The 12,676-nt window shown below is 70.6% G+C and carries 12 protein-coding genes; 6 read left to right on the top strand and 6 right to left on the bottom strand.

The window, feature by feature from the left end:
• The first annotated feature begins 194 nt into the window (after positions 1–194).
• From AB0M99_RS08885 to AB0M99_RS08875, 3 genes are all read left to right on the top strand, one after another.
• Positions 195–980, top strand: coding sequence for a Shedu immune nuclease family protein (locus AB0M99_RS08885; protein WP_365918084.1), 786 nt, complete (start codon positions 195–197; stop codon positions 978–980).
• Between the two features lie 390 nt (positions 981–1,370).
• Positions 1,371–2,378 (top strand): hypothetical protein, encoded by a 1,008-nt coding sequence (locus AB0M99_RS08880; protein ID WP_365918082.1) that lies wholly within the window; start codon positions 1,371–1,373, stop codon positions 2,376–2,378.
• A gap of 502 nt (positions 2,379–2,880) precedes the next feature.
• Complete coding sequence (locus AB0M99_RS08875) at positions 2,881–3,591, top strand: DUF6215 domain-containing protein (RefSeq protein ID WP_365918080.1); 711 nt, start codon at positions 2,881–2,883, stop codon at positions 3,589–3,591.
• A gap of 57 nt (positions 3,592–3,648) precedes the next feature.
• Here the strand turns inward: AB0M99_RS08875 and AB0M99_RS08870 are convergent, their stop codons facing one another.
• Together AB0M99_RS08870 and AB0M99_RS08865 are read right to left on the bottom strand one after the other, a co-directional pair.
• Complete coding sequence (locus tag AB0M99_RS08870; protein WP_365918078.1) at positions 3,649–4,224, bottom strand: histidine phosphatase family protein; 576 nt, start codon at positions 4,222–4,224, stop codon at positions 3,649–3,651.
• Between the two features lie 31 nt (positions 4,225–4,255).
• The gene (locus AB0M99_RS08865; protein ID WP_365918076.1) at positions 4,256–5,773 is read right to left on the bottom strand and encodes a PLP-dependent aminotransferase family protein; all 1,518 of its coding nucleotides are present in this window, start codon (positions 5,771–5,773) and stop codon (positions 4,256–4,258) included.
• On the opposite strand from AB0M99_RS08865, the gene AB0M99_RS08860 reads away from it, so the two are divergent.
• Positions 5,772–6,677, top strand: coding sequence for a DMT family transporter (locus AB0M99_RS08860; protein WP_365918075.1), 906 nt, complete (start codon positions 5,772–5,774; stop codon positions 6,675–6,677). The two genes, AB0M99_RS08865 and AB0M99_RS08860, sit on opposite strands and share 2 nt — an antisense overlap.
• A gap of 57 nt (positions 6,678–6,734) precedes the next feature.
• Complete coding sequence (locus AB0M99_RS08855; RefSeq protein ID WP_365918073.1) at positions 6,735–6,932, top strand: DUF1918 domain-containing protein; 198 nt, start codon at positions 6,735–6,737, stop codon at positions 6,930–6,932.
• Between the two features lie 48 nt (positions 6,933–6,980).
• Here AB0M99_RS08855 and AB0M99_RS08850 read toward each other — a convergent pair whose 3' ends face one another.
• Positions 6,981–8,252 carry a family 10 glycosylhydrolase gene (locus tag AB0M99_RS08850; RefSeq protein WP_365918071.1) on the bottom strand — a complete coding sequence of 424 codons (1,272 nt, stop codon included), beginning with the start codon at positions 8,250–8,252 and terminating at the stop codon, positions 6,981–6,983.
• A gap of 154 nt (positions 8,253–8,406) precedes the next feature.
• Between AB0M99_RS08850 and AB0M99_RS08845 the strand changes: the two genes are divergently transcribed.
• On the top strand, positions 8,407–9,300 hold the full coding sequence (locus AB0M99_RS08845; protein WP_365918069.1) for a 3-hydroxybutyryl-CoA dehydrogenase: 894 nt from the start codon (positions 8,407–8,409) through the stop codon (positions 9,298–9,300).
• A 3-nt stretch (positions 9,301–9,303) separates the two neighbouring features.
• On the opposite strand, the gene AB0M99_RS08840 is transcribed toward AB0M99_RS08845, so the two are convergent.
• The 3 genes from AB0M99_RS08840 to AB0M99_RS08830 form a co-directional block, all read right to left on the bottom strand.
• Positions 9,304–9,840, bottom strand: coding sequence for an NUDIX hydrolase (locus tag AB0M99_RS08840; RefSeq protein WP_365918067.1), 537 nt, complete (start codon positions 9,838–9,840; stop codon positions 9,304–9,306).
• 53 nt (positions 9,841–9,893) lie between these two features.
• Positions 9,894–11,234 (bottom strand): transcriptional regulator, encoded by a 1,341-nt coding sequence (locus AB0M99_RS08835; protein ID WP_365918065.1) that lies wholly within the window; start codon positions 11,232–11,234, stop codon positions 9,894–9,896.
• 337 nt (positions 11,235–11,571) lie between these two features.
• Positions 11,572–12,534 (bottom strand): PP2C family protein-serine/threonine phosphatase, encoded by a 963-nt coding sequence (locus AB0M99_RS08830; protein ID WP_365918063.1) that lies wholly within the window; start codon positions 12,532–12,534, stop codon positions 11,572–11,574.
• Positions 12,535–12,676 lie beyond the last annotated feature (142 nt).

Raw genomic sequence — 12,676 nt, 5'->3', positions numbered from 1 at the left:
CGCCCGTCGAATACGAAGCCAACTACTACACCGAACTCACGAAACCCCAGGTCACAACCACAGTCTGAGATCTCTATGGAACCCGGGGCGGTTCACTCGTCGACACCGGGGACGTCCACGATAACTTCTGGAAAGTCATCAACTTTCTCCAGAACTGTACCGGCCTGAGCACGCCCGGCGGCTCCCTCCAGCTCGTGGCCGGCGATGAGGCCCAACTGGCCCAGCTGCTGACCGGCCAGGACCGGACGATGGTTCTCGGTGCGGTCCGGACAGCTATCGGTGGTGGGCTCACAGAGGAGGACATCCGGCTCATCAGCAACCGCAAGGAACAGCTCAAGAGGTTCGAGCGCCTGCTGACCGAGCCGGAGTACTTCCGACAGGAGGAGAACTTGGCAACGACACGCGGGGCGGAGGCGGTCTGGCAGGCATTCTTCGAGGCGAATCAGTGGATTTTCGGCTACGGCCTCAACCTCATCGCCTGCGAGTCCATCAACGACGGCAAACTAGAACGCATCACCACCGGCGCCAACATCTTCGGCGGAGCAGGCAAACGCATTGACGCTATTATGCGGTCCAAGGGCTTGATCAGCAGCATGCTCTTCTGCGAGATCAAGACCCACGACACTGAACTGCTCTCCAACACCCCGTACCGTGTGGGTGTCTACCAGCCATCCAAAGAACTCGGCGGCGGCGTGGCGCAGGTGCAAAAGACGGCCAGCAAGGCCCAGCAGCTCATCTCTAGCCAGCTTCTCACCCGGATCTACGAGGACGACGGCACTCCGACAGATGTCGAACTGTCCACCACTCGCCCGCGACAGGTCGTGGTGATTGGGAGCCTGCGCGAGTTCACTCATAACGGAGCCGTGAACCCGGAGAAGATGAGCTCCTTCGAGTTGTACCGGACATCCATCCAGGACGTCGAGGTAATCACGTTCGACGAACTCTACGAGCGGGCCTGCTTCATTGTCGAGGATCACTGAGCCTTCTCCAATCTCATGTTGAGGCATGGCGAAGGACGAGAACGGCCTCGACGATGTCAGTGATCCAGTTGGGCTCGGATGTGTCGACCGGCGTCTTGGTATGCCTTGCCTGCCTAGCATTTGAGTCCCACGGTGGCGAGACCAACCAGACGCAACGACCGACCCTTGAACCTGACGATCGTGGACAGTGACGAGTCACCCCAGGCGCGTGGCATGCAGATGCGGCCGTTGCAGCACAAGCAGCTGCGCGACCTGGCGTACATCGAGAAGCGCAAGTTCTAGATGATGCTCGACGGCGCCCTAGAGCTGCAGGTCGCCAAGACCCATGGAAAGCAGCACAAGAGGGAGTAATCCGTCGACCAGCGGCCGGGACAGTGGCAACATGACGCCATGAACGACGAGCACGAGCCGGGCGAGGGCTCCGACGATGAGAACCTGGACAAGGCGCTTGAGCGCTTCCGGGATTCTATGGACCCACTCTTCAAGTGGCGGCAGAACTGGGCAATGAATGCATTCTCGCCAATCAGCAAGATGCTTCAGGAGTCAGCCGCATTCAGGCTGAACCTGACGAAGAACTTCCCAACGATCGTGCCTCCGTTGGCTGCCCAGGTAACGCAGCTGCAGAAGCAACTGCAGGGGATGTACACCTTCAATAGCTCTCTACGCACGCTGATTGAGTCGGTCAACCGCTCGTACGCGCCGCAGTGGGAGCGCATCTTTGAGTCAATCAGAGATTTCCAGTCACGCATCTTCCCGGAAAACTGGGACGGCGTAAGTCGTCCGGGCATTGATGAGTTCGAGTCCCTCTTGATCGATGAGGGCATCGCATTGATGTGGGTTCCTGGCCCAAAGGTCGTTCAGGCTCTCTTGGACGCCTCCACGGCCTCAGAGCGTCGGCGCATCATCAGTCGCCGTTGGAAGGGCATAGTCACTGACTGCGAGACGGTGCTGAACAACGTGACTCACCCCAGCTTGCAGGACTCCAAGGAGTTCGGACTCGATTGCGTGCGGGCCCTCCAGGAGGGGCACACGGCACCGGCGCAGGCCCTCGCCGGAAACCTTCTCGACAGTGTCTTGCGCAGCAAATTCGATAACGCGGCTCGGCTTGAAGTAACGCGTAACAACTTCAAGAAGAACGGTGTTCGTTTCAACTTGGAAGATTACAAGATTCGGGCGGCTTTCACGTTCGCACCAGTGTGGTGTGCGCACGCGAAGTACAAGACGGAAGACGGCGACCCGATCCCTCGCACCTTTGGAAGGCATCCGACCACGCATGCCGTCTCGCGCGCTCAGTACAGCCGGATCAACGCGGTGATGGGGCTCATGCTGGTCACCTCGGTCATTAAGTTCTTCGATACGGAGATGGAGTGGCCGATCAAGCGGGTGAAGCGATCATGATTATGGGTCGCATAGTGAGCCTTCGCAACCAACTGCATTACCAAGATCGTGAAGGCTGCCCTTGTCCTTCAATTCGCCTCAACCTGGTTGAAAATGCTCACCGAGGCAGGACCACTGCCGGTGCACTCGCCGCACTGCCGCTACCCGTGACTAAGTGTTATCGGCGCAGGCGGGTACATTCTGGCCTCACGGCCATCTCGCCAAGGCCCGCTTCGACATGTACGCCGATACCTAACGACCAGGGCAGCAACAGCCTTGTTGCTGCTGCGACGTAGGAACACCTCGCCACGACGCTTACGCATAGTGAAAGTCTGTCGTCATGATCCGCAAACTATCTCTCTCAAGATCCGCAAACAAGCGTTCTCGACATGCTTCCGACCTGCACGGTTCAGATCATGATCCGCAAACTAAGATCCTCGGTCACACCCAATGGCTTGTCCGCCCGATGATCACGGGTTACGGTCCCCGGGCACGTATCGGGGGATCACGGCAGGTGGGGGACATGAGCTACGACTACGACACGGATTCACAGGGCCCGGGCGCCTGGGCGCAGGCGATCACGGCCGTGGTGCTCGTGGGGGCGCTCGCCGCCGGCTTCTGGACGATCGCGCAGCACTCCGCCTCCTCGGGCGGAGGCACCCCGCCGCCCCTCAGGTGCTCGAACGCGAAGCCCGGTAAACCGGGGAAGGAGCCCGCGAAGGAGCCCGGGCGCGCCTCCGGGCTGCGGCTGTGCGAGACGCTGAACCGTCCCGACCTCCCCGCACTGCTCGGCACGCCGGGGGAGGTCGCGAAGGCGATCAGCAACCACGACTCCGACCCGCCCGCCCACGGCACGGAGGGCGCCACCCCCTCGGCCAAGGTCACGTTCGACACCTACACCGTGACGCTGTCGGCCGACTACAACGGCTCCACGGTGGCCAGGACCGCCGCACTCCTGGAGCCGGCCGCCCAGCAGACGACGCTCCTGGACCGCCCGGCGGTCCTCTACTCGGAGCGCACCCTCGCCATCAGCTTCCGGCTCGACGGAAGCGACTCGACGAGCGGTCCCGGCGCCCCGGCCCGCGTCCTGACCGTGGCCCAGGACCCGAAGGACGGCGGCGGCACCTTCTCGGTCGTCCTGTGGCGCGAGGACGGCAGGCTGCCGGAGGACGCGCTGCTGCTCCACCTCGCCGGGCAGCTCCTGCCGACCCTCCTCGACTCGCCCGCCGTGTAGATGGGGTGCCGCTGTTCGCGGGCGATTGCACGACTCCACTCGGCCGCCCGGGACCGCTCACACCGGGGCCTGGAGGGAGAGGTGCCAGCGCCCCGACCAGCCCGTCAGCGTGACGGTGGAGAGCGGGCGTACGTCTACGTTCCAGTAGGTCAGCGGGGGCGCCTTCAGGGCGTACACCAGGGCGGCGCGGACCACCGAGGGTTCCGCCACCGCCACGATGGCTCCCCCGTCGTCCGCCGGCCGGGTGTCCAGCCAGCTCCCGATCCGGGAGATGAACGTGAGCAGGCACTCCCCGCCGTGCGGGGCGGCCAGCGGGTCGGTGAGCCAGAGGTCCACCGCCGCGGGCTCGTGGGCCGTCACCTCCGCCAGGGTCAGCCCGCGCCAGCGGCCCATGTCGCACTCCCGCAGCGCGGGCTGGGCGAGCGGCGCGTACCCGAGGGCCTCGCCGGTGGCCCGGCTGCGCGGGGTCGGCGAGCAGTAGCGCAGCTCGGCGGCCCCGAGCGGTACGAGCCCGCGCGCGGCGGACTCCACGGCTCGCCGGCCCACCCCGTCGAGGGGGCGGTCGTCGTCGAAGCGCTCGGTGAGCAGCGAGGAACTACGGGCTGCGGCAACGAGCGAAACCCGAACATGCATGCGGCGATGGTGAGCCGCGTGTCGCATGGGGTCAAGCGTCTGGGCCGAGCACGTTGCGCACGCCCTCCCCGGGGGCGCTCCCGGGGACGCCCGCCGGAACGCTTCCCAGGCCGGCCCGAAGCCGCCGTACCGCCTCGGTCAGCTCCCCCGCGCCCGAGACCCCGGCGAAGCTGAGCCGGACGTACGGACCCGGCGGCTCCGCGCAGAAGTAGGGCCGGCCCGGAGCCACGGCCACCCCGGCGCGCAGGGCCCCCGCGGCGAAGGAGGCGTCGTCGCCCTCGCCCGGCCTGACCCACAACTGGTAGCCCCCGGAAGGCAGATGGGGCAGCTCGACCCCGGGCAGCTCCCGCCGCAGGGCCCCCGCGAGCACGTCCCGCCGGTGGCGCAGCTCCGCGGCGACCGTCCGCAGGTGGCGCGGCCAGGCAGGGGCGCCGACCAGTTCCAGGGCCGCCTCCTGGAGCGGCCGTGGCACGAAGAAGCTGTCCACGACCTGGATGGCGCGCAGCCGGTCCAGTACCGGACCCCGGGCGGCCAGCGCCCCCACGCGCAGGCTGGGCGAGGTGATCTTGGTCAGCGACCGCACGTGCACGACCACCCCGTCCGCGTCCTCGGCGGCGAGGGTCGCGGGGAGCGGGCCGGCGTCCTCGTGGGCGAGCGCCCGCGCGTAGTCGTCCTCCACCACGAAGGCCCCGGCGGCCCGCGCGATCCGCAGCACCTCGCCCCGCCGCTCGGGGGCCAGCACGGCCCCCGTCGGGTTCTGGAACAGCGGCTGGCATACGAAGACCCGCGCCCCGGTCGCCTCGAAGGCGGCGGCCAGCAGCTCCGGCCGGACCCCGTCGGCGTCCACCGGGACCGGTACGGGCCGGCAGCCGGAGGCCCGCGCGATGGCCAGCAGCCCGGGGTAGGTCGGGGACTCCACGAGGATCGGCGCCCCGGGCGGGGCCAGCGCCCGCAGGGCCGTGGTCAGCGCGCTCTGCCCGCCCGCGGTGACCAGTACGTCGGCGGCTCCGACCGCACCGGCGGGGCCCGCGGCCCCCACCGCGCCGCCGATCTCCCGCGCGAACCAGTCCCGCAGCTCCGGCAGCCCCTCCACCGGCGGGCGCCCCCACGCCCCGGGCCGCCGGCCGGCCCGGGCCAGCGCGGCCGCCATGGCCCGCTCGGGCTGGAGCGCGGAGTGCAGGTAGCCGCCGTTGAGCTCGATCACCCCGGTCGGGGGCGCCGTGAGCGAGGCCAGCACCCCCGCGGCGTCGACGGAGCGCGGGACCACGTCCCCGGCCCCTTCCGCGCTGAGGGCGACCTCCTGCCAGGAGGTGTCCCCGGGCGCGTGGGCCGACGTACGGGGCGGCGAGCGGAACACCCCGGCGCCGGGCCGGGTGGTGACGAGCCCCTCGGAGGCGAGCTGCGCGAGGGCCCGGGAGACGGTGACGGGGCTGACCCGGTAGCGCTCGACCAGGGCCCGGCTCGACGGCAGCTTTCCACCCACCGGGTAGCGGTTGAGTTCGGATCGCAGTGATTCCGCCAGCTGAGTCACGCTGCTACGCTCGTACATGACAGCACAGAATAGCGCTACTCGTCCGACCTCGATAGCGGTTCGGGGACCGGTGAGCAGCGGTACGGTCCTCGCCTCGCTCGGCGTCATCGCCTTCTCGCTGACCTTCCCCGGCACCGCGTGGGGCCTGGAGAGCTTCGGCCCCTGGTCCCTGGTCGCCCTGCGCAGCGTGCTCGCGGCGCTGACGGCCGGCGGCTTCCTGCTGGCCCTGCGGGTACCGGTGCCCGCCCGCGAGCACTGGGCGGGGCTCGCGGTCGTCGCCGCCGGGGTGGTCGTCGGCTTCCCGCTGCTCACCACCCTGGCGCTCCAGACCTCCACCACCTCGCACGCCGCCGTGGTGGTGGGGCTCCTCCCGCTGACCACCGCCGTGGTGTCCTCGCTGCGCACGGGGGCCCGGCCGTCGCGGCCCTTCTGGGGCGCGGCCGTCGCCGGGGCCGCGGTGGTGCTCGGCTTCACCCTGGCCCAGAGCGGCGGCGCGCTCTCGGCGGGCGACGGGTTCCTCTTCGCGGCCCTTCTGGTGTGCGCCGCCGGGTACACCGAGGGCGGGCGCCTGGCCCGGGTGCTGCCCGGCTGGCAGGTGGTGGGCTGGGCGCTGGTGCTGTGCCTGCCGCTCAGCGTGGCCGGTTCGGTGATCGGACTGGCGTACGAGCCGGTCCACCTCAGTGCGCACGGGGTGACCGGGCTGGTCTGGGTGGCGGTCGGCTCGACCTTCTTCGGCCTGTACGTCTGGTACCGCGGCATGGCCGAGATCGGCGCGGCGCGGGCCAGCCAGCTCCAGCTCGCCCAGCCGCTGCTGACCCTGGTCTGGTCGGTGGCGCTGCTCGGCGAGCACCTGACGCCGGCGGCGCCGGCGGCCGCCTGCGCGGTGCTGGTCTGCATCACCGTGACCCAACGGGTCAAATAGCGGCATTACGCCCTAAACTGCTAGCACCGGATCGGCCCGCCACCGAGGAGGTCAGCTATGCGCGCGACCGAGGGCGACCAGTTGGTGCAGCACGGCAGGATCGTGGGCCAGCACGACAAGGTCGGTGAGATCACCCAGGTCCTGGGAGAGAACGGAACCCCGCCCTACCGGGTCCGTTTCGCCGACGGCCACGAGGCCGTCATGTCCCCGGGCCCCGACTGCGTCGTGAAGCACCCCTCCGAGCCCACCCACTGACCGGCCGCTGAACGCCCCCACACCGGCCCGGCACACCCGCACACCGATTCAGCGCGGCGCCGCCGCCGTCGGATAGTGGTCGGCCACCACCCTGGCCATCGCCCCATTGGGGTCCGCGACCACCTGCTTCGCCGAGAAGTAGACGTGGCCGCGGACCTCGGCGTACCCCCGGGTGAACCGAACGTGCCGCGACAGCTCGCGCGGATCGCGCCACGCGGCGGTGGGGCTGTCCGCGTCGCAGCGGTACAGCGCCTCCCCCACGTACAGCTGTACGCGGGTGCCGGCGACCGTCCGCGCCCACCACGGGACGACCGCGGCGTAGTCGGCGGTCGGGTGCCCGATGTGCCAGTAGACCTGCGGCACGACGTAGTCGATCCAGCCCTCGGTGACCCACTTGCGGGTGTCCGCGTACAGGTCGTCGTATGTGCCGATGCCCGCCCGGGTGGGCGAGCCGAGCGGGTCCACGTCGTCGTTGCGCCAGACCGCGAAGGGGCTGATGCCGAAGCGGGCGGCGGGCCGCAGCACCCGCAGCCGCTCGGACATCTCCCGGACCAGCGTGTCGGTGTTGTGGCGGCGCCAGTCGGCGCGGGTGTCGAAGGAGCCGCCGTGGAGTTCGTACGCCTCGTCGTCGTCGAACTCCTGCCCCGCGACGGGGTACGGGTAGAAGTAGTCGTCCCAGTGCACCCCGTCCACGGCGTAGCGGGACACGGCGTCGAGCATCGCCTCCTGCACGAAGCGCCGCACCTCCGGCAGCCCGGGGTTGTAGTAGAGCTTGCCGCCGTACGGGACCACCCAGCCGGGGTTGCGGCGGGCCGGGTGGCCGGGGACGAGCAGGCTGCGGTCGGTATGGTTGGCCACGCGGTACGGGTTGAACCAGGCGTGCAACTCCAGCCCGCGGGCGTGCGCTTCGGCGACGGCCGTGCCGAGCGGGTCCCAGCCCGGGTCGACGCCCTGCTCCCCGGTGAGCCACTGCGACCACGGCTCGCGGGCGGCGGGCCACATCGCGTCGGCGGCGGGCCGCACCTGGAGGATGACCGCGTTGAGCCGGCGCCGGACGGCGGTGTCGAGGAGGGCCAGCAGCTCGGCCTTCTGCTCCCCGGCGGAGAGCCCGCTCTCGGAGGGCCAGTCCACGTTCAGTACGGAGGCGATCCACATGCCGCGGAACTCCACCACGGGCGCCTTCGACGGAGCCGGTCGCTCCGCCCGCCTCCGCCCGTCCGGTTTCGGCCCCTGCGCCGCTTCCGCCGGGCTGCCCGCGGCGGCCGCTGCCAGCACCCCCGCGGCCGTGGCCAGCACTCCCCGCCGTCCCATGTACGCCATGTGAGGACTCCGTTCCGCTCCGTGACATTGCTCTGCGTCCGCCCAGCATGCCCGCCCCGGCCCGCCACGCGGGGCAAGGTCGGGGGTAACGTCGGGGGACGTGGCGGGCGCCGGGACGCAGTTACCACTGCCGAGTACGGGGGACCCGCGATGGATGAGCAGCGAAAGGCACGATGTGACGGACCTCCCAGACGACATCGCACGCGTCGGCGTAGTGGGCTGTGGCCAGATGGGCGCGGGCATCGCGGAGGTGTGCGCCCGGAGCGGTCTTGAGGTGAAGGTCGCCGAGACCACCGGCGAGGCCCTGGAGCTCGGGCGCACCCGGCTGTACAGCTCGCTGACGAAGGCCGCCGAACGCGGCAAGATCAGCGTGGAGGAGCGGGACGCCACCCTGGCCCGCCTGTCCTTCACCACCGACCTCGGCGAGTTCGCCGACCGCGACCTGGTCATCGAGGCGGTCGTCGAGAACGAGCAGGTCAAGACGGAGATCTTCCAGGTCCTCGACCAGGTGATCACCCGGCCGGACGCGATCCTCGCCTCCAACACCTCCTCGATCCCGCTGGTGAAGCTGGCCGTCGCGACCTCGCGGCCCGACCAGGTCATCGGCATCCACTTCTTCAACCCGGCCCCGGTCCAGCAGCTCGTCGAGCTGATCCCGGCGCTGACCACGGCCGACGAGACCATCAAGCGCGCCGAGGCCCTGGTCGCACGCGTGCTGGGCAAGCACGCGATCCGCGCCCAGGACCGTTCCGGCTTCGTGGTCAACGCGCTCCTCATCCCGTACCTGCTGTCCGCGATCCGGATGTTCGAGTCCGGCATCGCGAGCCGCGAGGACATCGACAACGGCATGGAGCTGGGCTGCGCCCACCCGATGGGCCCGCTGAAGCTGGCGGACCTGATCGGCCTGGACACCGTGGCCTCGGTGGCCGACTCGATGTACTCGGAGTTCAAGGAGCCCCTGTACGCCGCTCCCCCGCTGCTCCAGCGGATGGTCGACGCCGGCCGCCTCGGCCGCAAGACCGGCTCGGGCTTCTACCCGTACGGCTGACCCCTACGGCTGGCCGAGCCGCAGGTGGTGCAACAACAGGAGCCCGGCCGCCATGTTGGCGGCCGGGATCTCGCCGCGCGCGATCATGTCCGGCACCAGCTTGAGCGGGACCCACTCGCGGCGTGAGGACTCGAAGTCGTCCTCGGGGTGGCCGATGTAGGTCGCCCCGTCCGCCCAGTAGAGGTGGTGGCGGGCGTCGGTCAGCCCGTTGGACGGCTCGACGGTCATCAGGTGGTGGAGCGGGCCCGGGCGCCAGCCCGACTCCTCCTCCATCTCCCGGGCGGCGGCGGTGGCGATGTCCTCGCCGTCCTCGACCACCCCGGCGGGCAGTTCCCAGCCCCAGCTGCCGGTGATGAAGCGGTGGCGCCACAGCAGCAGCACCTCGTTGGCCTCGTTGACGGCCGTGGCGACGGCGACCGGGCGCAGCCGGATCACGAAGTGGTCCAGGTGCCGGCCGTCGGGGAGTTCCACATCGGCGAGATTCACGTCGAACCAGCGGTTCTTGTACACGGTCTGCTCACTCAGGTTCATCCACTGCACGGTTCTGCCACCTTCCGATCGAGTAGGTGGCAACATGGCAGCAGTTCAAGCCGTCACAGGGGAACGCGCAGCGCCCCGTCGATGAGCTCCGCGGTCTCCTCCGCGCCCGAACACCCGCTGGTCAGCAGCTGTTCCCGGACCGCCCTGAGCCGGTCCCGCAGCCGCAGCGACTCCATCCCCCTGGCCCGCTCGGCCATTTCGGCCGCGGCCGCTACCGCTTGATCGGCCTCCCCCTGGCGCAGCTGGATCTCGCACAGCATCGCGAGCCGGTGGACGCGCCCGCGGTCATGCGCGGGGGTGCCGACGGCGGCGGTCGCCTGCTCATGGGCCGCGTGCAGGTCCCCCAGACTGAGCAGCGCCTCGGCCACCTGTACGTTGACGAGCCCGGGCTGCACGTAGCCGGTCTCGTCGGGTTCCGTGCCGGGCCGGATCCGCTCGGCGGCCGCCTCCGCCTTGCGGATGCAGGCCAATGCGGCTTGGGTGTCGCCGAGTTGGGCGTACGCCTTGGCCTGCATGGCGTACAGGTCGGCGGCCAGCGCCGGAGTCGTGTGCCGTCCGGCGGAGCGCAGCGCGGCCTCGGCGAAGGCCACGGCCTGGCGGTACTCCCGAAGGTGCAGGGACTGGTTGACGATCAGCGCGATGACGTACGCCCCGAGCCCCCGGTCCCCGCTCGCCTTCGCGAGGCGCAGCGCCTGGTGGAAGTAGCGCTGGGCGAGCCCGTGCGCGTCCGAGTCGTACGCGCAGATCCCCGCCACCGCCACCAGCGACCCGGTCGCGCGGTGCAGTTGGCGGCCGAGGCCGTCGGAGTAGCTGCCCCGCAGTATCGGCGCCGTCTCAGTGCCGAGGAAACGCACGATCCGGGCCCGGGTGGCCACGCCGCCGGCCCGCCGGTACATCAGCTCGTAGTGGGCGCGGGCGGCCCGCAGGATCTCGATGTGCTCGGGCCCCACCCGCGTGGGCCCCTCCCGGGACACGTCCGCGTCCTCGGGCGGGTTCTCCCACTCCCACACCGGGATCACGGCGGGCGTGCCCGTGACGGCCTCGGCGGCGAGGAACTGGAGGCGGCCCTGCTCGTCGGAGCGCCACAGGGCGGCCGCGCGGTCCACGAAGCCGCTGAGAGGGGAGGCGTGCGGGCCGGTGGGCTGTCCCGGCACACCGAGCCCCACGTCGTCGAGGGAGAGCGACCTGCGCAACCGGCCGCCGAGCACCTCGCAGATCAGGTCGGGGACCTGGCCCCGGGGCCGCTGGCCCTTCAACCACCGGGTGACGGCGGTGTGTTCGTAACGCAGGGCGAGTCCGCGGGTGCGGCCGGCCTGGTTCACGTGCGCGGCAAGTCCGGCGTGCGACATGCCCGCCTCGGCGAGGAGGGCATCGAGCAGGGCATTGGGCTGCATGGGCCGCTCCAAGGGCTCGTCGTTCTCAGGCTAGTGGGTGAGCGCTTCACACGGGGTGTGAACCAAGTACGCGCATAAATGCGCCGCGCACTCTGCCGCGAGGGCCTCCGCGAGCGGTTCACTTAAGGGCCTCGCCAAGAGGTAGCTCGGGTCGTCGGCTCCCCCTCGTACAGTGCGACGGCCCGTCACCCGCGCCGCCCGTCCTGCTGTCTGCCCGACACTCCACGGCAGGCGGGCGGCGCGCTTCGGTTCCGCCGGCACCCGGTTGGTCGCCGGGTCCCGGCAGGGGCCGGACCGAACGCGCGCCGGGCCCACCCACCGGGCCCGGTGCGCGTGGTCAGGACCGGTCGTTGCGGAGCACCAGCAGGGCGACATCGTCGGCGAGGCGCCCGCTGGTGTGCCGCAGCAGTGCGGCGTGCACGCCCGCCACCAGCCGCGCGGGCGTGCCGGCGGACGCCTCGGCGAGCACGCCCGGAAGCGGGAAGAACCGGCCCTCGCGGTCCCTCGCGTCCTCGGCCCCGTCGGTGTGCAGGAACAGCAGCTCGCCCGCCCCGAGGAACCCGCAGTCCTGCGCCTCCACCTTCTCGGGCAGCGGTGCGACGCCGAGCGGCGGCAGCGTCTCGCCCCCGGCGAGCGACACCACCTCGGCCCCTGCCCGCGGCGCACCGCCCGCGGGGCGGATCAGGTACGGCCACGGGTGCCCGCAGTTGACTGCCGTCAGACCGCCGTCCGCCGCGATCTCGACCAGCAGCACCGTCACGAACTCCTCCGTCCACGGCGCCGCGGGCTCGCCCAGACCGGAGGACGGGTGTTCCGCGCGGGCACGGCCGCGCAGGTGGCGGTCCAGCGAGAGCTCCATGCGACGGGCCACTCCGCCGAGGGCCGGTTCGTCGTGCGCCGCTTCGCGGAAGGAACCCAGCACCACCGCCGCCGCCCCCACGGCCGGCAGCCCGTGCCCCCGTACGTCCCCGATGACCGCGCGGACCCCGTACGCCGTCGGCAGCGCCTCGTACAGGTCGCCGCCGAGCGACAGCTGGGACGCGGCCGGGGTCAGGCCGTCGATCCGTCCGGGCAGCGGCCGCAGGAGCGCCTGCTGGGCCACACCCGCGGTCTCCCGCACCCGCCGCAGCTCGGCCGCGAGTCTGTGCCGGACGTGCAGCGCGAGCAGGAGGAAGGCCGCGCAGGAGGCGAGGCTCGGCACCAGCCGCCCCGGGGAGGACAGCTCCCAGGACACCGCGGCGCCGCCCCAGGCAAGGACGCACACCCGGCGCACCTGGGGCATCTCCCCGCGCGTGATCATCGTTCCGGCCTCCCCTCGGCCCGAACGATTGTGCCGACCTGCGGATGCACGGAACACGGGTCACCGGCGTTCTCACCCGAATGAGTGAGGTGGGGGTTCCGCCGCGCCCGCCCATGCGAAAGGGGCGCATCCGGTGACCCGG

The organism is Streptomyces sp. NPDC051183 (assembly GCF_040682455.1).
GTDB lineage: Bacteria > Actinomycetota > Actinomycetes > Streptomycetales > Streptomycetaceae > Streptomyces.
Note: the sequence above shows the minus strand (reverse complement) of the source record. Positions and strands in the feature narration are given on the sequence as shown.

Coding starts and splice junctions, on each gene's coding strand:
- AB0M99_RS08870 (WP_365918078.1), bottom strand. CDS start 4,224: ATGCATGTTCGGGTTTCGCTCGTTGCCGCAGCCCGTAGTTCCTCGCTG.
- AB0M99_RS08830 (WP_365918063.1), bottom strand. CDS start 12,534: ATGATCACGCGCGGGGAGATGCCCCAGGTGCGCCGGGTGTGCGTCCTT.
- AB0M99_RS08855 (WP_365918073.1), top strand. CDS start 6,735: ATGCGCGCGACCGAGGGCGACCAGTTGGTGCAGCACGGCAGGATCGTG.
- AB0M99_RS08865 (WP_365918076.1), bottom strand. CDS start 5,773: ATGTACGAGCGTAGCAGCGTGACTCAGCTGGCGGAATCACTGCGATCC.
- AB0M99_RS08860 (WP_365918075.1), top strand. CDS start 5,772: ATGACAGCACAGAATAGCGCTACTCGTCCGACCTCGATAGCGGTTCGG.
- AB0M99_RS08850 (WP_365918071.1), bottom strand. CDS start 8,252: ATGGCGTACATGGGACGGCGGGGAGTGCTGGCCACGGCCGCGGGGGTG.
- AB0M99_RS08835 (WP_365918065.1), bottom strand. CDS start 11,234: ATGCAGCCCAATGCCCTGCTCGATGCCCTCCTCGCCGAGGCGGGCATG.
- AB0M99_RS08845 (WP_365918069.1), top strand. CDS start 8,407: ATGAGCAGCGAAAGGCACGATGTGACGGACCTCCCAGACGACATCGCA.
- AB0M99_RS08875 (WP_365918080.1), top strand. CDS start 2,881: ATGAGCTACGACTACGACACGGATTCACAGGGCCCGGGCGCCTGGGCG.
- AB0M99_RS08880 (WP_365918082.1), top strand. CDS start 1,371: ATGAACGACGAGCACGAGCCGGGCGAGGGCTCCGACGATGAGAACCTG.